This is a genomic window from Roseateles sp. (assembly GCF_019237615.1).
Classification (GTDB): Bacteria; Pseudomonadota; Gammaproteobacteria; order Burkholderiales; family Burkholderiaceae_C; genus Pelomonas.
This window is the reverse complement of sequence record NZ_JAFAGT010000030.1, coordinates 1-19,674: the sequence shown is the minus strand read 5'-3', so window position 1 is coordinate 19,674 and position 19,674 is coordinate 1. Positions and strand designations below refer to the sequence as shown.

Below are 19,674 nucleotides of genomic sequence, written 5' to 3'. Positions count from 1 at the left end.
GCGGTGCGCGGGTCACAGGGCGTCGGGCCCTTGTACCGCGTGCAGCGTGACCTCGGGCTCGCCGTCGCGCTGGCGCCAGCGCAGCCACCAGACGGCGCCCTTCTTGACGGCCCAGTCCTGCTCTACACCGGCCAGCAGCCGCGCGGCCAGGCGGCCCAGCGTCGGCTGGTGCCCGCAGATCAGCACCGGCTCGCTGGCCCTGGGCCAGCGCGAGGCCCCGATGAGGGCCGCGATGGGCGCATCCGGCGCGATGGCCGGCACGATGCGCGCCTCGCGCCCCAGGGCCTCGGCCGTCTGGCGGCAGCGCAGCGCCGGACTGACGAGCACGCGCGTCGTCGCCGCCAGCCGGTGGTTGAGCCAGGCCGCCATGCGCCGGGCCTGGCGCTCACCCTTGGGCGTCAACGCGCGCTGCAAGTCGTCCTGGCCAGGGGCGATGAGCTCGGCTTCGGCATGGCGCCACAGGATCAGGTCCATCACCGCGCTCCTATTCGGAATAGCGCCGCATCAGCGCCTGCTGCGCACTGACCGTGCCCTTGGCGTCGACCCGCACCGAGCGGCCATCGGGGCCCAGTTGCCAGGCGTCCATGGTGTCGTGCAGATAGGGCTGCAGCGCCTCGTCGATGACGCGCTGGCGCAGCTTGGGATCCAGCACCGGCCAGGCCACCTCGATGCGGCGGAACATGTTGCGGCTCATCCAGTCGGCGCTGGACAGGAACAGCGCTTCGCCGTCGTCGTCCCCCTTGGCCTCGGCCCAGCGGAAATAGCAGACGCGCGAATGCTCCAGGAAGCGGCCGACGACGGAACGCACGACGATGTGGTCGCTGATGCCCGGCAGGCCCGGCGGCAGCATGCAGGCGCCGCGCACGATGAGGTCAATCCTGGCGCCGGCCTGGGCGGTACGCAGCAGGCCGTGGATGAGTTCGGCATCTGTCAGCGCATTGATCTTCACGACCACGCGGGCGCCCTTGTAGCCGGCCAGCGCGGCCGCCTCGACCTGGGCCAGTAGCTCCATCATGCGGCTGTGCATGTTGAACGGCGCCAGAAGCATGCGCCGCAGCGCCTTGAACTTGCCCAGCGACGCGAGCTGGCGGAACACCGAGTCGGCGTCGGCCGTCAGGTCGGCATCGGCCGTCAGCAGCCCCAGGTCGGTGTAGAGCCGCGCCGTCTTGGGGTTGTAGTTGCCGGTCGATACATGGGCGTAGCGGCGCAGCCTGCCGTTCTCGCGCCGCATCACCAGCAGCAGCTTGGCATGGGTCTTGTAGCCGACGATGCCGTACACCACCTGCGCGCCCACCGCCTCCAGCCGCTCGGCCCAGTTGATGTTGGCCTCCTCGTCGAAGCGCGCCTTCAGCTCCACGACGGCCATGACCTCCTTGCCGCGCCGCGCCGCCTCGATGAGCAGGTCCATCAGCTCGGACTTTGCGCCGGTGCGGTAGATGGTCTGCTTGATGGCCAGCACGTCCGGGTCCGCCACCGCCTCGCGCAGCATCTGCACGACGGGCTCGAAGCTCTCGAAGGGATGGTGCAGCAGCACGTCGCTCTTCTTCAGACGCTCGAAGATGGACTTGTGGCGCGGCAGCCGGCCCGTCGGCCAGGCCGGCTCGAAGGGCTGGAAGCGCAGCTCCGGCGCTTCGGTCTGGTCGATCAGCTCGTTCAGGCGCACCAGGTTGACCGGCCCGTTGACGCGGTACAGCGCCGCGTTGGGCAGGCCGAACTGCTCCAGCAGGAACTCCGACAGCTCGGCCGGGCAGGTATTGACGACCTCCAGCCGCACCGCGCGGCCGAAGTGGCGCGTCGTCAGCCCCGAACGCAGCGCATGGCGCAGGTTGGCGATCTCCTCCTCGTCAACCTCCAGGTCGGAGTCGCGCGTGACGCGGAACTGCGAGAAGGCCTCCACCTTGCGGCCGGGGAAGAGCTCCTCCAGGTGGGCGCGGATGACGCTGGTCAGCAGCACATAGGCCTGGCGGTTGTCGCTGAGGCTGGCAGGCAGCTTGATGACGCGCGGCAGCACTCGCGGCACCTTGACGATGGCGATGCGGTTGTCGCGGCCGAAGGCATCCTTGCCCGAAAGCCGGGCGATGAAGTGCAGCGACTTGTTGGCCACCTGCGGAAAGGGGTGGGCCGGGTCCAGCCCCACGGGCACCAGCAGCGGCCGCACCTCGCGCTCGAAGAACTTCTGCACCCAGCGCCGCTGCGCCTCGTCGCGGTCGGCGTGGTTGAGGATGACGATGCGCTGCTTCAACAGCAGCGGCGTGAGCTGCTCGTTGAAGATGTGGTACTGCTCGTCGATCAGCGTGTGCGCCGCACGGCCGACGCGGTCGACGTCCTGGCCCGTCACGGTGCTGAGCGGGTCGCGCGCGGCCTCCAGCATGTCGGCGAAGCGCACCTCGAAGAACTCGTCCAGGTTGCTCGACACGATACAGATGTAGCGCAGCCGCTCCAGCAGCGGCACGTCCTCGCGCTGGGCCTGGGCCAGCACGCGGCGGTTGAACTCGAGGATGGCTTGTTCGCGATTGAGCAGCTTCAACGGCGTCGGGTTGGTCATGAACAAAAGTGTATGAAGCTTGTGTGACAACGGGTTGAATGCCCCCCGGGATAATCCGGACCATGCACCTGATGATTCCCCATGCCGGCGCGCTTGACGAGGCCGCGCGGCATGCCTTCGGCGCACTGCAATTGCCGAACCTAACGACCCAGCTGACCCGCCTCAGCCCAGCCGAGACCTGGGGCAGCGACGAGTTCTCGCCCCAGCCGCCGCACCAGCTGGCGCTGGCGGCGCTGCGCGGCCAGGCCCAGCCCAGTGCGGCCGCCTGGGCCGTGGAGGCCGATGCCGAACTGGCCTGGGCGCTGATGACGCCCGTGCACCTGGCTGTCGGCACGGACGGCGTCGACATGCTGCCGCCGGCGGCGCTGCACCTGTCGGAGTCCGACGCGGCCCGCTTCGCAGCCCTGCTGCAGGAACTCTGGCCCACGGCCGAGGGCTGGCAATGGCGGCTGCTGGACGCGACGCGCTGGGCCATCGGTCACGCAACGGCGCTGGACGGCTTGAGCGCCGCCAGCATCGAGCGCGCCGCCGGCCGGCCCATCGAGCCCTGGCTGCCCGAGGCGCGCACGCTGCGGCGCTGGCAGAACGAGGCCCAGATGCTGCTGCACGGCCACGCCCTCAACGCCGAGCGCGAGGCGCGCGGCGAGCATGCGATCAACTCGGTGTGGCTGGGCGACATCGGCCGCGCCAATGGCCGCCCGGCCGGCGTGACCGTGGACGTCCGCCTGACCGAGCCGCTGCTGAACGGCGACCTCGCCGCCTGGGCCGAGGCCTGGCAGCGGCTGGACGCCGGCCCGCTGGCCCAGGAGCTGAGCAGTCTCACGCTGTGTGGCGAACGCTTCGCGCGCCGCTTCACGGCGCGGCCCCTGCCGCTGGTGGAGAGGCTCAAGCGCCGCCTGAAGGCTCCCGACGCGGCCGCCATGCTGGAGGCCTTGTGAACGCACCGAGGCTGGTCGAACGCGACGTGCCGCCGCGCACGGCCTGGGCGCTGGAGCAGGCGGGCGTCGCGCCGCTGCTGGCCCGGCTGCTGGCCGCGCGCGGCGTGCGCGAAGTGGCCGAGCTGGACGAGAGCCTGGCCCAGCTGCTGCCCCCCACCGACCTGAAGGGCCTGGCCGATGCCGGGCGCCTGCTGGCCGACACCATCCAGCACGGTGAGCGCATCGTCATCGTGGCCGACTACGACTGCGACGGCGCCACCGCCTGCGCCGTCATGCTGCGCGGCCTGCGCCTGCTGGGCGCGCACCCCGGGCAGCTCGGCTACGTCGTTCCCGACCGGGCCGTGCACGGCTACGGCCTCACGCCCACCATCGTCGACCTGGCGCTGGAGCAGCAGCCCGGCCTGCTCGTCACGGTGGACAACGGCATCGCCAGCCTGGCCGGCGTGGCGCATGCGCGGGCGCAGGGCCTGAAGGTGCTGGTGACCGACCACCACCTGCCCGCCCTCGTCGATGGCGCCGTCGTCATCCCCGAGGCCGAGGCCATCGTCAACCCCAACCAGCCGGGATGCACGTTCGCGAGCAAGTCCCTGGCCGGCGTGGGCGTGGCTTTCTACGTGCTGATGGGCCTGCGCGCCGAGCTGCGCGCGCGCGGCGCCTTCACGGAGGTGCCGCGCCTGGATGGCCTGCTGGACCTGGTGGCGCTGGGCACCGTGGCCGACGTCGTCAAGCTCGACGCCAACAACCGCCGCCTCGTCGCACAGGGACTCAGGCGCATGCGAAGCGGTCGCGCGCAGCCGGGCGTGATGGCGCTGTTCAGCGCGTCCAAGCGCGACGCCAGCAAGGCCCAGGGCTTCGACCTCGGCTTCGCCCTGGGCCCGCGCATCAACGCCGCCGGCCGCCTGGCCGACATGACGCTGGGCATAGAGACACTGACCACCGACGACCCCGAGCGCGCGCTGCAGCTCGCCACGCAGCTCGACGCCATCAACCGCGAGCGCCGCGAGATCGAAAGCGGCATGCGCGAGATGGCCGAAGCACGGCTGGACGGCCTCATCAAAGCCCTCGAAGGCGCGCTGCCGCCGGCCGTCGCGCTGTTCGACGCCGACTTCCACGAGGGGGTCGTCGGCATCGTCGCCTCCCGCATCAAGGACCGCGTGCACCGCCCCACCTTCGTGTTCGCGCGCGGCGCCGACGGCCAGCTGAAGGGATCCGGCCGCTCCATCCCCGGCTTTCACCTGCGCGACGCCCTGGACCTGGTCGCAAAGCGCGAGCCCGAGCTTCTGGCCAGGTTCGGTGGCCATGCGATGGCCGCCGGCGCGACGCTGGCCATCGACGACGTGAACCGCTTCGCGCTCGCGCTGGCCCGCGTCGCCGAGGAATGGCTGAACGAGCAGGACCTGACCCGCACGCTGCGCCACGACGGCGCCCTGCCCGCCGAGGCCGCGACGCCCGAGACCGCGCGGCTGCTGGACGCCCAGGTCTGGGGCCAGGGCTTCGAGCCGCCGGTGTTCTGCGACCGCTTCGAGCTGGTCTCGCAACGGCTGGTGGGCGAGAAGCACCTGAAGCTGCGCCTGCGCCAGGCCGGCCGCCTCATCGACGCGATCTGGTTCAACCACATCGACATGCTGCCCGAGCGGGCCACGCTGGCCTATCGCCTCAGCCTGGATGAATGGCAGGGCCAGCAGCGCATCCAGTACGTCATCGAGGCCTGCACCTGAGGGCCCTCGTCCAAGGCATCGCCTCGGCTTGAGGCCGGCTTGGCGCCAGGCCCGCGGGGCGTGACGGAGTTGGCGGGACCGCGCGGCCCGCCACCGCCGGTCACCGGACTGTCATGGGCGCTTCCAAGAATCGGCGCTGCCAGCCGACCCGGAGCCCTGCATGCGCGCCACCGCGCCCGATCCCCTAGCCGCCGCGCTCGATCGCCTGATCGAGCAGCGCAGCTTCGACATCCATTTCCAGCCCCTGGTCGCCATCGACCGCGCCGAGATCTACGGCTACGAGGCCCTGACCCGCGCGCCGGCCAACGGCCCCCTGCATTCGCCTCTGGTGCTGTTCGAAGCCGCCGCCCGCCTGGGCCGTCTCGTCGAGCTGGAGCATCTCATCATCCGGCGCGCCGTCCAGCGCTTCAAGGCCCTGCGGCTGCCGGGCCTGCTGTTCCTCAACGTCACCGCCGACACGCTGGTCGGCGCGCGCCAGCATGCCGGCGTGCTGGCCGCGGATCTGCTCGAGCTGGGCCTGCCCACGTCGCGCGTCGTCATCGAGCTGACCGAGACCCGCCCCATCGAAGACATCGCCCAGCTGGACGACGCACTGCAGGCACTGCGCGAGCGGGGCTTTCGCGTCGCACTGGACGACCTCGGCGAGGGCTTCGCGTCGCTGCGCCGCTGGATGGAAATGCGGCCCGACTTCGTCAAGACCGACCGCCACTTCATCGACGGCATCGCGCAGGAGCCGCTGAAGCAGCAGTTCGTGCGCTCCATCGTCGAGATGGCCGCCACCAGCGGCTGCGAGGTCGTCGCCGAAGGCCTGGAACAGGAGCCCGACCTCGATGTGCTGCGGCGCCTGGGCCTCACCATCTGCCAGGGCTATCTGTTCGCCCGCCCGAGCGCCACGCCACGTGCGTCGCTGAGCGCGCAGTGGAGCGGCCGCCTGGCCACCGTGGCCCAGCCGCGCCTGCTGCAGAACGACCTCGCGCTGCCGCTGTCCCAGGGCGCCATCACCAGCGCCGGCCAGCTCGCGCGCCGCGGCCTGACCGTCACGGCCGCCACCAGCTGCCGCAGCATCATCGACCTCTTCCACGCCGACGAGCAACTGCTTGCCATCCCGGTGCTGGACGAGCAGCAGCGCCCCATCGGCGTGCTGCGCTCGCTGCACGTGCTCAAGCGCAGCACCGAGCGCTACTTCATGGACATCTTCGAGAAGCACAGCTGCGTCGAGCTGATGGACGCCAGCCCGCTGGTGGTGGACGTCGCCACGCCGCTGCGGGCGATGAGCGACGCGCTGGCCAACCTCGACGAGCGCCTGCTGATCGACGGCTTCATCGTCACGCGCGACGGCACCTACTTCGGCTCGGGCCGCAGCTCCGACCTGCTCAAGGCCGTGTCCGACCTGCAGGTGCACGCGGCCCGCTACGCCAACCCGCTGACGCTGCTGCCCGGCAACGTGCCCATAGACCATCATCTCGACTGCCTCATCGAGGCCGGCGAGACCTTCGTCGCCGTGGTCTGGGACATCGACCACTTCAAGCCCTTCAACGACGTCTATGGCTACCGGATCGGCGACGACATCATCCGCCTGGCCGCCCGCGTGCTGACCCAGGCCGCAGACCCGCAGGTCGACTTCGTCGGCCACATTGGCGGCGACGACTTCGTCATGGTGCTCAGCAGCGCCGACTGGGAGGGCCGGCTGGCGCGCATCTGCGAAGCCTTCGACGCCGGCGTGCGCAGTTTCTTCTCGGCCGAGCACCTGGCCGCCGGCGGCTACGAGACGCTGAACCGCCAGAACCAACCCAGCTTCCATCCGCTGCCGACGATCTCGGCCGGCGCCGTGCTGCACCTGCCGGGGCATTTCGAGAACGCGCGGGCGCTGAGCGCCGCGCTGGCCGAGCCCAAGCGCGTGGCCAAGGGCTGCGTCGGCGGCAGCCGCTTCTTCGTCGACCGTCGCCAGCCGCCCCTGCTCGTGGCGTAAACAATGCCAACCGCCCGGAGATGGCGGGGCTGACACAATCCGGGCGTGAACCTCGCCACCACGCTCAACGCCGACCTGCACTGCCACTCGGTCGTCTCGGACGGCACGCTGACGCCCGAGGCCCTGGCCGGACGCGCCAAGGCCGCGGGGGTGGAGCTGTGGTCGCTGACGGACCATGACGAGATCGGCGGCCAGCAGCGCGCCATCGATGCCGCCCGGGCGCTGGACTTGCCCTACCTGACCGGCACCGAGATATCGGTGACCTTCGCCGGCCGTGTCGTCCACATCGTCGGCCTGGGTTTCGACCACCGAGCGCCCGAGATGGTCGAGGGCCTGCGCGCCACCCGCGGCGGCCGCGAGTCGCGCGCCCGCGAGATGGCGGCCGGCCTGGCCCAGGTGGGCATCCCGGGTGCCTTCGAGGGCGCGCTGAAGTACGTCGGCAACCCGGAGCTGATCTCCCGCACCCACTTTGCACGCTTCCTCGTCGACGGCGGCTTCTGCAACGACGTGCCCGAGGTGTTCCGCCGCTTCCTGACCGATGGCAAGCCGGGCTTCGTGCCGCACAAGTGGGCGTCGCTGAAGGACGCGGTGGGCTGGATCACGCGCGCCGGCGGCATCGCCGTCATCGCCCATCCGGGCCGCTACGACTTCACGCCCACCGAGGAGTACGCGCTGATCACCGAGTTCATGGCCCATGGCGGGCGCGGCATCGAGGTCGTCACCGGCAGCCATACGGCGGCGGAGTTCGGCCGCTACGCCGACACGGCCATCGAGTTCGGCCTGCTGGCCTCGCGGGGCTCGGACTTCCACAGCCCCGAGGAAAGCCGGGTCGACCTCGGCACGCTGCCGCCGCTGGCGGGCCGGCTGACGCCGGTGTGGGCAGCACTTGCCGAGCGGATTCACCACTGATGGCCCAGCTCTTCGAAGTCCATCCCGACAACCCGCAGCCGCGCTTCCTGCGCCAATGCGTCCAGATGCTGCAGGCCGGCGGCATCGGCGCCATCCCGACGGACTCCAGCTATGCCTTCGTCTGTCGCCTGGACGACAAGGCTGCCGCCGAGGCGCTGCGCCGCGTGCGTGGCGTGGACGAGAAGCACCACCTGACGCTGCTGTGCCGCGACCTGTCCGAACTGGCCAACTACGCGATGGTGGACAACCGCCAGTACCGTCTGCTCAAGCTCGCCACGCCCGGGGCCTACACCTTCATCCTGCCGGCCACCAAGGAAGTGCCGCGCCGCCTGTCGCACCCCAGCCGGCGCACCATAGGCCTGCGGGTGCCCGACCACAAGGTCACCCAGGACCTGCTGGCCCTGTTCGGCGAACCGCTGCTATCGACCACGCTGATCCCGCCCGGCGACAGCGAGCCGATGAATGACGCCGCCGCCGTCTGCGAGCGGCTGGACCGGCAGCTCCAGTTCGTGCTGGACGCGGGCGCCTGCCCGGCCCAGCCGACCACGGTGCTGGACCTGAGCCAGGGCGACGAACCCATGCTGGTGCGCCAGGGGCGCGGCGACCTCGCCAGGCTTGGCCTGCAGCTCGACTGAAGGCCGGGCGGCGGCTCATCCGCCGCACCTGAAACCCACGGGCCGTACGCCGGCCGGCCCATCCGGGCGATGCCCCCGGGGGACCGAGCCGCCGGCCAGCGTCCCGCGGGGCGGGGCCGAGCCGGGGCACTTCCACTCCACGCAGTTCATCCGCCGCGCCCGCAGTTCATCCAGCGCAGCCCGCGCTTGATCGCAGGCACGTGGAAGCGGGCGGATCCATTGCCGAAACTGACTCCATCGAACCAGCAATCACGCAGTTCGCAACCCACCGAACGGAGTCCATCATGAGCAAGCAAGCCACCCTCTTCGCCGCCGTCGCCGCCGCCCTGGCCTTCTCCGCCGCAGCCCATGCCGCACCGCAGGAGGTCGTCAAGCTGGAGCGCGTCGTCGTCACAGGCAAGGCCACCCGCGAAGTCGCCCAGCTGCCCCGCGTCGTCGTGACCGGCCACGCCCAGCGCGAAGTCGCCCAGCTGCCGCGCGTCGTGGTGGTCGGCTACAGCGAAGCCACGCTGCTGCGCCAGACGCTGGCCGCCGCCAAGACCACGACCAAGCGCGCCTGAGCCGGATGCCTTCCCAACATGCGAATGACGCCTTCCTGCACCGCCGCCGAGCCGAGCCGCCAGCGCTGCTGAGTCAGCGCTGACGACTCGGCTCGGCCCGTCCCAGGATCTCAAGGATGCGGGTCCGATCGAAGCCCAGCACCGTGTGGCCGCGCACGACCAGCGTGGGCGTGCCCATGCCGCCCTGCGCCTGGTAGTCGGCCAGGCATTGCGCATCGCGCTCGACGAAGCACTCGTCGAACGCGATGCCTTCCTGCGTCATCCACCGCCGCGCTGCCGTGCACCAGCCGCAGGTCTCGGACGAGATCATGCGGATGTCGCCCGGCTGCGCTTGCCGGGCCAGCCGCTCGCCGTCTTCGGCAGCGACATGCCCACGCCAGGCCCAGGAGGCCGCGGCGGCCAGCGCGATGACGACGAACAGTGAGCGTGGGGGCAGTGACATGCCCCGCATCCTAGGCGGACGTCAGTACACCTCGGGCACGATGAGGTTGTCCGGCACCGGATGCCGGATGTAGTCCTCGCGGCGCTCGCGCGCGGGCAGCTCGATGTCGGCGTGCTGCACCTCCCGATAGGGCATCTGCGACAGCAGGTGGCTGATGCAGTTCAGCCGCGCGCGCTTCTTGTCGTCTGCCGGCACCACCCACCAGGGCGACTCGGGGATGTGGGTGCGCTCCAGCATCACCTCCTTGGCCGAGGTATAGGCCTCCCAGCGACGGCGCGACTCCAGGTCCATGGGACTGAGCTTCCACTGCTTGAGCGGGTCGTGGATGCGGCTCATGAAGCGGATGCGCTGCTCGTCGTCGCTGATCGAGAACCAGTACTTGATGAGCTGTATGCCCGAGCGCTGCAGCATGCGCTCGAACTCCGGCGCGGAACGAAAGAACTCCTCGTACTGCTCGTCCGTGCAGAAGCCCATCACGCGCTCGACGCCGGCGCGGTTGTACCAGCTGCGGTCGAACAGCACGATCTCGCCGGCCGCCGGCAGATGCGACACATAGCGCTGGAAATACCACTGCGTGCGCTCGCGGTCGTTGGGTGCCGGCAACGCGGCGACGCGGCACACGCGCGGGTTCAGCCGCTGCGTGATGCGCTTGATGACGCCGCCCTTGCCCGCCGCGTCGCGGCCCTCGAACAGGATGACGACCTTGTGGCCGGTGTGCACGACCCAGTCCTGCAGTTTCACCAGCTCGCTCTGCAGCCGGAACAGCTCACGGAAGTAGTGCCTGCGCTCCAGGGCGGCGTCGGCGGTCACGTCGCTGGGCATGGCGCCGTAGTCGCGGTCTTCGAGTTCGAGCTCCAGCTCCTCGTCGAAATCGTCCTGCAGGTCGCGGTGAATGCGCTTCACCAGTTCGTCGTCGACATGGCTCACGAGATGCTCCCGGCCGCGACGGCGGCCCTGGCCGCCACCCTAGGCCGGCGACATGGCCCGGCTATGACAAACCCTCACTTGACGGCATCGTTTACAAGCGTAATCATTAGTCAACGTTTACATGTGTAATCATGAACAAGCCACCGCCCCCCATCAGCGACGCCGAGGCCCAGGTCATGCGCCAGCTCTGGCAGCGCGCCCCGCAGGCCGCCGACGAGATCGCCGCGGCGCTTAGGGTCCAGCAGGGCTGGCAGCTCGCTACCGTGAAGACGCTGCTGAACCGCCTGCTGAAGAAGGGCGCCGTGACCGCCGAACGCGACGGCCGGCGCTTCCTGTACGCGCCCGCCGTCCCTGAGGATGCCTGGGTGGCCGACGCAGGCCTGTCGCTGATCGACCGCCTGTTCGGCGGACGGCTGGCGCCGCTGGTGGCGCAGTTCGCATCGGAGCGCAAGCTCAGCGCCGACGATCTCGTGGCGCTGAAGGCGCTGCTGGAGGAGCAGGAGCGTGGCTGACGCGCTGCTCAGCGCCCTGCTGCGGCAGGCCCTGCTGCTGAGCCTGGGCATCGCCCTGCTGGCCGTGGCCCGCCCCATGCTGAATCGCGCCGGTCCGGCCGTGACCTACGCCGCATGGCTGCTGATCCCTCTGCTGCTGGTCACCGCAGCACTGCCTCGCCCGGCGCAGGAGCCGGTGCGGCTGATGCTGCAGGCCGCCGAACTCAGCAGCACCGCTGCGACCTCGCCCATGCCGGCGGCGGCCGCCGCGCTAGGCTCCGACTGGCCCCAGATCGGCATGCTGCTTTGGCTGGCGGGCACGGCCCTGACGCTGCTGGCGCAATGGCGGAGGCAGCGCAAGCTGGAAGGCCAAGGGACATGCCTGCCCGCCGGCAGCAGCCCGGCGCTGGTGGGCCTGCTGCGCCCCCGCATCGTGCTGCCGACCGACTTCGAACAGCGCTTCACGCCGGCACAGCAGCGCCTGGTGCTGGCCCACGAACAGATGCACCTGCAGCGGCTGGACAACCTCTGGTCCCTGCTGGCCACCCTCATCGTGGCGCTGCACTGGTGGAACCCGCTGGCCTGGTGGGCGCTCCGCCGCCTGCGCGCCGACCAGGAGCTGGCCTGTGATGCGGCGGTGCTGGCCCGCGAACCCGAGGCGCGCGGCGTCTACGCCCAAGCCTTGCTGGCCGCCCATGACCTCAACGATCACGCGGCGCCGCTGGCCAGCCGCTGGATCACCATCCACCCCCTTGTCGAAAGGATTTCCATGCTGAACCGTCCCCGCCCCATGACCCGCCGCCATGCGGCACTGCTGGCCGCCGGGCTGCTGCTGACCAGCACCCTGGCCTGGGCGGCTCAAGCCAGCGAGGCTCCCGGCAAGACGGACGCGCCCCAGGTCGGCATCGAGCTGGAGCTGAGCCTGATGCCGCGCGATGGCTCCGCGCCCATCCCCATGGGCAAGACCATGCGCCTCATCACCGAGGCCGGGCTCCCGACCGCCGTCAGCTTCCAGCGCGACACGCCCGACGCGCTGCATTGGGACCTCGTCATCTTCCCCACGGTCACCGCGCCCGGGCAGATCAGGCTGGTCACCATGTCCCAGGACGGCACGCCCCTGCGGCGCGGCGCGGTCCATGCGGACAACGTGGCCGAGGGCAGTTGGACCGAACGGCGCGTGGCTTCGGCCAGTGGAGGCCCCGACCTGCTGATGCGCCGCAAGGCCAGCGTGCTGACCGACCCGCTGCCGCAGCCGCAGGCCCAGCCCGGCACTCGCTAGAGAGGGCCAGGCCATGACCGACGCGCTGCTCACCGTCCTGCTGCGGCAGGCCCTGCTGCTGAGCCTGGGCATCGCCCTGCTGTGGGCCCTGCGCCCGTTGCTGACATGGCTGGGTGCCGGCGTCGTCTACGCCGCCTGGCTGCTGGTCCCGGTGCTGCTGCTGACGCCCGCGCTGCCGCGGCCGGCCCAGGAGCCGCTGCGCCTCGTCGTGCAGGCAGCCGGCGGCGGCACCCCGGCTGCATTGCCCGCACTGCCCCGGCCCACCCGCAACCAGGCCGCGCCGTGGCTGGCGTTGTGGCTCACAGGCGCAGCGCTGGTCGCGCTGATGCAAACGCGCCGGCAGTACCGGCTTGCCTGCCTGGGCGATCGCCTGCCGGCGGGCAGCAGCCCGGCCCTTGTGGGCCTGCTGCGCCCGCGCCTTGCGCTGCCGCTGGACTTCGAGACACGCTTCGACGCCGCCGAACGCGAACTGGTCATCGCCCACGAGCATGTCCACCGGGACAGGCTGGACAACCTCTGGAACCTGCTTGCCTGCGCGATCACGGCCCTGCACTGGTGGAACCCGCTGGCCTGGTGGGCCGCGCGGCGCATGCACGCGGACCAGGAACTCGCCTGCGATGCGGCCGTGCTGGCCGGCCGGCCCGGCGCGGCGACCACCTATGCCCGCGCGCTGCTGGCGGCGCATGGACTCAACGCCCTGGGCGCGCCGCTGGCAAGCCGCTGGGGCAGTTCCCACCCTTTGGTTGAAAGGATTGCCATGCTGAACCGTCCCATGCCGCTGACACGCCGCCGTGCACTGCCATTGCTGCTCGCCATCACGAGCTTGTCGGCGCTGGCCTATGCCGGCGCAATCCCGGCGACGGCGGACAGGGGCTACATCCGCATGCAGCTGGCGCTGGTGCTCAGCGAGCCTGGCCAGAAGACCACCCTCAGATCCAGCCTGATTGGCCGCAGCGGTGAGCGCCTGATGCTTCGATTCAATGCGGTCAAGGCCGACAAGCCCGGTTGGACAACGCAACCGCTATGGATCTCGCTCTGGCCCGAGAAACAAGATGGGACGGCCTTCATCAAGACGCGGATCAGCGTCGGTGACCCCGCCATGGAGCTGGGCCATCCCAGCCTGGCATCCGCCTGGGGCGAGACGGCGCGCGTCGAGATCAATGGCGCCAACCCGAACGAAAGGTTCGTGCTGGAGCTCACACCCACCGAGCTGCCGGCCGACTATCAACCGCCGCCGCCGACCGCCACCATGCCACGGAGCTGATCAAGGTCCGGGCATTGACCGGGGCGGGGTCGGGCGCGCCGGTCAGCCGCTACAGTGCCGCCTCCCGAATCCGCTCCCCTCTCCCGTGATGAGCCTTGCCGACGTGCGCTCGGCGTTGAACGCCGAGCTGTCGGCCACGCCCGAGTACTACGACTTCAAGGTGCTGCACAGCGAACGCGACGGCACGCTGTGGCGGGTGACGCTGGAGCCCGGGTATGTGTTCGCCGAAGGCCAGCGGCCCGGCGCGGCGTCGGCCCAGGCGCTGCTGGACGACAGCCTGGATGGCGCAAGCGCCTGGTGGGGCGGTCCCGCCAAAGGCGGCGCCAGCGTGCTGGCCGTCGTGGCCGAGGACGACCAGTTGGTGCTGCAGAACGCCAGCAGCGTGCCCCCGTCCAGCGGCGGGCTGATCCGCCTGTATCCCACGCGCTTCCTGAACGCCGTGGCCGACGCCTGGTGGGACACGCCCTGGGCCGAGCGCGCGCTGGCCTGCCTGCCCGACCTGGGCCGTCCGCGACCGGTCGACGCCGGCCCGATGCTGACGGGCACCCCCTTCCGCTGGCTGCGCCAGGCGCAGCGAGAGGCGCTCGCGCTGGTAGGCCGCAGCAGCGCCTTCCTGTGGGGGCCGCCGGGCACGGGCAAGACGACGACGCTGGGCGTGCTGCTGGCCGAGTACCTGGACACGCGACCCGAGGCCCGCGTGCTGCTGCTGTCCACCACCAACCATGCGGTGGATCTGGCGACGCTGGCCGTCGACAAGGCGCTGCAGAAAGGCCGGCGCGAGCATTGCCGGCCGCAGGTGCAGCGGCTGGGCACCCGCTTCGATGCGGCGGCCTACGAAGGCCGCGAGCACCTGCTGCCCACGCAGGACCACAACCTCATCTCCCGCCTGGCGCGCGCCGAGAGCCAGCGGCCGTCGGCCCGTGACGCCGCCGCGCTGAAGGCCTGGGCGGATCGCGTCGAGGCCTTGCGCGACGAGCTGCGCAGCGCATCGCTGAAGGTACTGCAGCGCTGCCGCCTGGCCAGCATGACGACCACGCGCGCCGCCTTCACGTTGAAGTCGCTGCGTGAGCTCGGCGCCGAAGGCGAACCGCCCTTCGACCTGCTGGTGTTCGACGAGGCCAGCCAGGTCAGCCTGGCCCATGCGCTGGCACTGATGCCGCTGGGCCGCGCGCGCCTGTTCGCCGGCGACCCCCAGCAGCTGTCGCCCGTGCTGCGCAGCGACGACCGGCTGGCGCGGCGCTGGCTGGGGCGCTCGGCTTTTGCCGAGATGCCGCGAGCCGGCGCGTCGGTGGCGCTGCTGGACGAACAGTCGCGCATGGCGGCGCCCATCGGTAACCTTGTCAGCCAGCTGTTCTACGACGGCGCGCTGCGCGTGGCGGCCGACGCGCAGGCGTCCGCCGCCTGGCGGGCCGCCCGGCACCGGGCGCTGTCCGACATCGGGCCGGAGACGCAGCTGCACGTGCACCGCGTCGTGCGCGACGGCGGCTGGTCTGCCCATGAGCGCGGGCCGGTGCGGCGTGAGTCGGCCGAGGCCATCGCGTCGCTCGCCGCCGATGCACTGGACAGCGGTGCCTGGACACCTGACGAGCTGATCGTGCTGACGCCGTTCCGCGCGCAGCGGGCACTCATACGGCAATGCCTGCGCGCCCGCGGCGTGCCGGAGGCTCTGCGGGTCAGCACCGTGCACCGCGCCCAGGGCAGCGAGGCGCCGGTGGTGCTGTTCGACCCGGCGGACGGCGCGCAGCCCTTCTTGCAAGGCGAGGAGGCGCAGCGCCTGCTCAACGTGGCGCTGAGCCGCGCGCAGGCCAAGCTGGTGCTGTTCGTATCGCCCGCTGATGCGGCGGGCGCGCTGCTCGCGCCGCTGATGCAGAAGCTGCGGCTCGCGGCCGACGGCCGGGACGCGCAGCCGCTGCTGGAACTGGCACGCCACCCCGGCTTCCCGGCCAATGCTGTCGGACTGCGCGTGACGGCGGGGCGGCACAGCGGCGAGGTGTCGCGCGTGAGCCCGGACGGCCGGCAGTTCTGGCTTATCAACGCGGCCACCGGCGCTCAGCAGTTGTTCGACACCGAGTTCTGGCGCCGGCGCGCCCATGGACCGGACTGATGCGGCCGCGGGCGCTGCGGCCTCAGTCTGGCACGCGATAGTTGGCCGGCCCGAACAGGTCGATGCCACATTCCAGCTGCTCCACCCAGTCGATGAACTCGCCCACCGCAGCGCCCACCAGGGGCGCGCCATGCTGGGGCGCGATCATGGCAATGTCGAGCCGGCGCGCCATGGCCGCCCACAGGCGCAGCACCTTGTTGCCGACCATGTAGCGGCGGTGGAAGCCCTCCATGCGCGGGATGTGCGCGGCCAGCGACGCGACGTGCCGCTCGGGGTCGAGGCCGGCGCCCATCGAGGCGCCGAGGTCGCCGGAGAACAGGATACGGCTGACCGGGTCGTAGAACTGGAAGTTGCCCTCGGCGTGCAGAAAATGCGCCGGCAGCGCCCACAGCTCGAAGCGCTCGGCGCCGCGGCCCAGCCACAGGCGCTCACCGGCGTCGGGCAGGCCGATGATGCGGCCGGCCGTCTTGCCGGGCTTGCAGAAATGCGGTGCGAAGCGCTCCCAGACGCGCGAGATGTAGACGGGCGCCTCGGTGGCCGTCATCCAGCGGTCCAGCGACGCGATGATGTCCGGGTCGGCGTGCGAGGCCAGGATGGCGGCGAGCTTGTGCGGCGCGAAGAACGCCGACATGCCGAGGTAGAGCTCGTTGTAGGCGATGTTGCCGCCGGGGTCCAGGATGGCGCCGGTGTCGCCGTTGACGAGCAGGAACTGGTTGGCCTGCACAGCCTCGCCGCCCTCCTCGCCCAGGCGGCAGAACATGACGCACACATGCCGCCCCTGGCGGAACAATTCGATCGACACGCTGGCGGCCCCTCGTTGGAAGACCGGCAGGCTAGTGCCACCGAACGGGCGGTGGCTTGTCGCGGATCAATCCCGGGGCATTCGGCCCCGCAAAACGCTCAGACCGCCGCCGTGACGACGATCTCCACCTTCCACTCCGGCCGTGCCAGGCCGGCGATGACGGTGGCGCGCGGCGGCGTGTGGCCTGCGGACACCCAGGCATCCCAGGCCGCGTTCATGCCGGGGAAGTCTGCGCGGTCGGCCAGGAAGATCTGCGCCATCAGGATGCGGCTCTTGTCAGTGCCGGCGCGTGCCAGCAGCTTGTCGATGGCGGCAAGCACCTGGGCCGTCTGGCCGGTGATGTCGGCGCCGGCATCCTCGGGCACCTGGCCGGCCAGGTAGGCGACGCCGTTGTGGACGGCCATCTCCGACAGGCGGGCACCGATGTCGAAACGTTCGACTGTTGTGGAGAAGGGGGTGGAGGCGGTCATGCTTTCTTCCGGGTCTTGGTGGGTTTGACGTGAGGTGCTGCGGCCTTCTGCCCGAGCTTGCTCTCGGTGCCGGCCAGCAGCTTCTGGATGTTGGCCTGGTGGCGCCACACCAGCAGCAAGCCCATGATGATGAGGGCCAGTGCCGTAGGGCCGGCTTCCCAAATGAGCAACTGATACATCGGTGCGAACGCGGCCGACACGATGGCGGCCAGCGACGAGTAGCGGCTGAACCCGGCGATGATGAGCCAGGTCGCCAGCGTTGCCACGCCCAGCAGGGGGTTGAGCGCAAAAATGACGCCGGCAGCCGTGGCCACGCCCTTGCCGCCCTTGAAGCGGAAGAACACTGGCCACAGGTGGCCGAGGAAGGCGGCCAGGCCCACCATCGCGGCCGTGCCCTCCCCCAGCCCTAGGCGCGGGCCCCAGACCAGCACGGCCAGCACGGGGAGGTAACCCTTGAGCGCGTCGAACATCAGCGTCAGCATGGCTGCGGCCTTGTTGCCCGAACGCAGCACGTTGGTAGCGCCCGGATTGCCGGATCCATAGCTGCGCGGGTCCGACAGGCCCATCGCACGGCTGACGAGGACGGCGAAGGACAGTGAGCCGATCAGATAGCCGGCGAACGCGGCAAGCAGGGGGAGGAGAGTCTCTTGCATGCCGTCATTGTGCGTTGGCCGACCGCCTGCCCTGCCGACGTCGCCCCCGGGGAAGTCCCCGAGTCCGCCGGCATGCAAGAAGCCCCGCAGTGCGGGGCCTGGTGGACTCGCGGGCTGGCGTCCGGTCAGAAGCGACGGCGGCGGGCCGCGCCGAGACCGAGCAGCGCAGCGCCGACCAGCACCGCGGAGACCGGCTCGGGCACGGTGTTGCCGTTGGGCTCGCCGATGCTCGCCCCCGCGAGGCACAGGCGGTCGACATGGTTGCCCTCGTCGAGGAACAGGCAGCCCTTGGTGTCGATGGCAACGTAGTCGCCGCGGTCGGCACCGAACGGCGAGGCACCGGTGGCCAGCTTGGTCATCACGCTGGAGCCGAAGTTCCAAAGGTCGACGTCACCGTTGTTGTTGTTGATGATCAGGTCACCGTTCAGCGCGCCGCCGATGATCATGCCGGTGCCGTCGGCACTGCTGCCCGGCACGCTGATGAACGGGCCGACCGGGGCGCCGGTGGCGATGCTGTAGCCCTGGATGCCGCCCGACTGTTCGAGGTAGGCGGTCAGGCCGTCGGGCGAGACGGTCACGCCGTCGCCGAAGGCGCCGTTGATGACACGGAAGCTGCCGGCCCCGCCGGCCGCCAGCGGGTCGATATCGATCAGGCCTGCACCGCTGGTCGCGATGATGTGGCCGTTGGGGGCGCCCCACATGCCCAGGTAGGGGCCGGGCGACACGCCCGTCAGCACATGGTCGACGGTGCCGTTGTCCTTGAACTGGACGAAATGCCCCCCATCGGCGCCGTAGGCCAGCCCGCCGGCGCGGGCATAGGCCGACGTGCTGGACGAACTGCCCGTCGTGCCCAGGGCACTGCCCGGCACCTGGCCGTCTGCGTTGTTGAAGACATAGCGCGTGCCACTGACGGACACGAGCACGTTGCCGCCGCCGCTCACTGCAATGCCGAACGGCCCGCCGCAGCAGCCTCCGCCAGTGATGGAGCTGAAGTTAGCGAAGGTCGACAGCGAGAAGCCGTTGGAGGTGCCTGCCGCGGTCAGCGTCAGGCCGGCCTGGGCGGGCGTCGAAAGGGCGATGGCAGCGGCGGCAAAGCCCCAGATCGCAGCGATACGAGTGAAGGATCTCATGGCGTTTCCTTGGTGAGCTGGTCACGCCAGTCTCCAAGCATTTTTCAGGCCATGAATCACAAGTGATTGATTGAATTCGATTTATAAGCAATTCAATCAAATAATCGCAGCCCGATGTAATTTCCTTCGACAACCCGCTGCTAGGCGCTGAGCGCGCAATGCACGGGCCTGGCCCCCAGAAGATCGACGAGCACCTGGGGCCCGATGCCGACCAGGTAGCCACGCCGGCCGCCGTTGATGCAGATCTTCTCCAACGCCAGGATGCTGGCCTCGACGTACACCGGCATGGCCTTGCGCACGCCGAAGGGCGAGGTCCCGCCGACCTGGTAGCCACTGTGGCGCTGCGCCACCTCAGGTTTGCAAGGCTCGACCTTCTTGCACGGGATCTGCCGCGCCAGCTCCTTCAGGCTGACCGTGCAGTCGCCATGCATCAGCACGATCAGCGGCTCGGCCTTCTCGTCCTGCATGACCAGCGTCTTCACGACGGCATGCTCCTCGACGCCCAGCTGCCTGGACGATTCCGCCGTGCCGCCATGCTCGACGTAGTCGTAGACATGCTCGGTGAACGCGATGCCGGCGCGCTTCAGCGCCTGGGTCGCAGGGGTCTCGCTGACATGGCTGCTCTTCTTGCTCATTGGTAGACGTTGGTTCCTGGTACGGCCCGAAGGCCAGATTCAGAGCCAACGCCCCATTTCAAACCGTGCGTGCGGATTTCCCGCACACGGCTTACCAGTGGTCTGTCGGCTCGCAGCATTACGCAGAACTCCCGTTGACAGGAGCTTTGCCGGAGTGGCGGATCGTCCCGCGCAGACGGTGCAATCCAAGGCGTTCGAAGCAG

19 protein-coding genes are annotated in these 19,674 nt (G+C 70.4%); 10 read left to right on the top strand and 9 right to left on the bottom strand.

Annotated features, from left to right (window positions below):
- Positions 1-12: 12 nt before the first annotated feature.
- The gene (locus tag JOY88_RS05400; protein ID WP_293501016.1) at positions 13-474 is read right to left on the bottom strand and encodes a SixA phosphatase family protein; all 462 of its coding nucleotides are present in this window, start codon (positions 472-474) and stop codon (positions 13-15) included.
- A gap of 10 nt (positions 475-484) precedes the next feature.
- The gene (gene ppk1 / locus JOY88_RS05395; protein ID WP_293501014.1) at positions 485-2,545 is read right to left on the bottom strand and encodes a polyphosphate kinase 1; all 2,061 of its coding nucleotides are present in this window, start codon (positions 2,543-2,545) and stop codon (positions 485-487) included.
- A 62-nt stretch (positions 2,546-2,607) separates the two neighbouring features.
- On the opposite strand from ppk1, the gene JOY88_RS05390 reads away from it, so the two are divergent.
- The 6 genes from JOY88_RS05390 (at position 2,608) to JOY88_RS05365 (ending at position 9,274) form a co-directional block, all read left to right on the top strand.
- A complete protein-coding gene (locus JOY88_RS05390; protein WP_293501012.1) occupies positions 2,608-3,483 on the top strand; it encodes a hypothetical protein in 876 nt (291 codons plus the stop codon).
- On the top strand, positions 3,480-5,201 hold the full coding sequence (recJ, locus tag JOY88_RS05385; RefSeq protein WP_293501010.1) for a single-stranded-DNA-specific exonuclease RecJ: 1,722 nt from the start codon (positions 3,480-3,482) through the stop codon (positions 5,199-5,201). The genes JOY88_RS05390 and recJ overlap by 4 nt, the downstream gene beginning before the upstream one ends.
- A 160-nt stretch (positions 5,202-5,361) precedes the next feature.
- The gene (locus JOY88_RS05380; protein ID WP_293501008.1) at positions 5,362-7,170 is read left to right on the top strand and encodes a bifunctional diguanylate cyclase/phosphodiesterase; all 1,809 of its coding nucleotides are present in this window, start codon (positions 5,362-5,364) and stop codon (positions 7,168-7,170) included.
- 45 nt (positions 7,171-7,215) lie between these two features.
- Positions 7,216-8,079: a 3',5'-nucleoside bisphosphate phosphatase gene (locus JOY88_RS05375; RefSeq protein ID WP_293501006.1), complete on the top strand. Its 864-nt coding sequence runs from the start codon at positions 7,216-7,218 to the stop codon at positions 8,077-8,079.
- Positions 8,079-8,714, top strand: a complete 636-nt coding sequence (locus JOY88_RS05370; protein ID WP_293501005.1) for an L-threonylcarbamoyladenylate synthase — start codon at positions 8,079-8,081, stop codon at positions 8,712-8,714. The genes JOY88_RS05375 and JOY88_RS05370 overlap by 1 nt, the downstream gene beginning before the upstream one ends.
- A 284-nt stretch (positions 8,715-8,998) precedes the next feature.
- Positions 8,999-9,274, top strand: coding sequence for a hypothetical protein (locus tag JOY88_RS05365; protein ID WP_293501004.1), 276 nt, complete (start codon positions 8,999-9,001; stop codon positions 9,272-9,274).
- A gap of 73 nt (positions 9,275-9,347) precedes the next feature.
- Here the strand turns inward: JOY88_RS05365 and JOY88_RS05360 are convergent, their stop codons facing one another.
- Positions 9,348-9,716: a glutaredoxin family protein gene (locus JOY88_RS05360; RefSeq protein ID WP_293501003.1), complete on the bottom strand. Its 369-nt coding sequence runs from the start codon at positions 9,714-9,716 to the stop codon at positions 9,348-9,350.
- A gap of 21 nt (positions 9,717-9,737) precedes the next feature.
- Positions 9,738-10,643 (bottom strand): polyphosphate kinase 2, encoded by a 906-nt coding sequence (gene ppk2, locus JOY88_RS05355; RefSeq protein ID WP_293501001.1) that lies wholly within the window; start codon positions 10,641-10,643, stop codon positions 9,738-9,740.
- 131 nt (positions 10,644-10,774) lie between these two features.
- Between ppk2 and JOY88_RS05350 the strand changes: the two genes are divergently transcribed.
- From JOY88_RS05350 to JOY88_RS05335, 4 genes are all read left to right on the top strand, one after another.
- Positions 10,775-11,155, top strand: a complete 381-nt coding sequence (locus JOY88_RS05350) for a BlaI/MecI/CopY family transcriptional regulator (RefSeq protein ID WP_293500999.1) — start codon at positions 10,775-10,777, stop codon at positions 11,153-11,155.
- On the top strand, positions 11,148-12,413 hold the full coding sequence (locus JOY88_RS05345; RefSeq protein ID WP_293500997.1) for a M56 family metallopeptidase: 1,266 nt from the start codon (positions 11,148-11,150) through the stop codon (positions 12,411-12,413). The genes JOY88_RS05350 and JOY88_RS05345 overlap by 8 nt, the downstream gene beginning before the upstream one ends.
- Before the next feature lie 13 nt (positions 12,414-12,426).
- Entirely contained in the window at positions 12,427-13,677 is a 1,251-nt protein-coding gene (locus JOY88_RS05340; protein WP_293500995.1) for a M56 family metallopeptidase, read from the top strand.
- An 88-nt stretch (positions 13,678-13,765) separates the two neighbouring features.
- Positions 13,766-15,781 carry a DEAD/DEAH box helicase gene (locus JOY88_RS05335; protein ID WP_293500993.1) on the top strand — a complete coding sequence of 672 codons (2,016 nt, stop codon included), beginning with the start codon at positions 13,766-13,768 and terminating at the stop codon, positions 15,779-15,781.
- 22 nt (positions 15,782-15,803) lie between these two features.
- Here JOY88_RS05335 and JOY88_RS05330 read toward each other — a convergent pair whose 3' ends face one another.
- From JOY88_RS05330 to JOY88_RS05310, 5 genes are all read right to left on the bottom strand, one after another.
- Positions 15,804-16,583, bottom strand: coding sequence for an oxygen-binding di-iron domain-containing protein (locus tag JOY88_RS05330; RefSeq protein WP_293500991.1), 780 nt, complete (start codon positions 16,581-16,583; stop codon positions 15,804-15,806).
- A gap of 98 nt (positions 16,584-16,681) precedes the next feature.
- Positions 16,682-17,053: a RidA family protein gene (locus tag JOY88_RS05325; RefSeq protein ID WP_293500990.1), complete on the bottom strand. Its 372-nt coding sequence runs from the start codon at positions 17,051-17,053 to the stop codon at positions 16,682-16,684.
- The gene (plsY, locus tag JOY88_RS05320) at positions 17,050-17,706 is read right to left on the bottom strand and encodes a glycerol-3-phosphate 1-O-acyltransferase PlsY (protein WP_293500988.1); all 657 of its coding nucleotides are present in this window, start codon (positions 17,704-17,706) and stop codon (positions 17,050-17,052) included. Before plsY ends, JOY88_RS05325 begins: the two co-directional genes overlap by 4 nt.
- A 125-nt stretch (positions 17,707-17,831) precedes the next feature.
- The gene (locus JOY88_RS05315) at positions 17,832-18,836 is read right to left on the bottom strand and encodes a PEP-CTERM sorting domain-containing protein (RefSeq protein WP_293500986.1); all 1,005 of its coding nucleotides are present in this window, start codon (positions 18,834-18,836) and stop codon (positions 17,832-17,834) included.
- Between the two features lie 140 nt (positions 18,837-18,976).
- Positions 18,977-19,471, bottom strand: a complete 495-nt coding sequence (locus JOY88_RS05310; RefSeq protein WP_293500984.1) for an aminoacyl-tRNA deacylase — start codon at positions 19,469-19,471, stop codon at positions 18,977-18,979.
- Between the last annotated feature and the right edge of the window lie 203 nt (positions 19,472-19,674).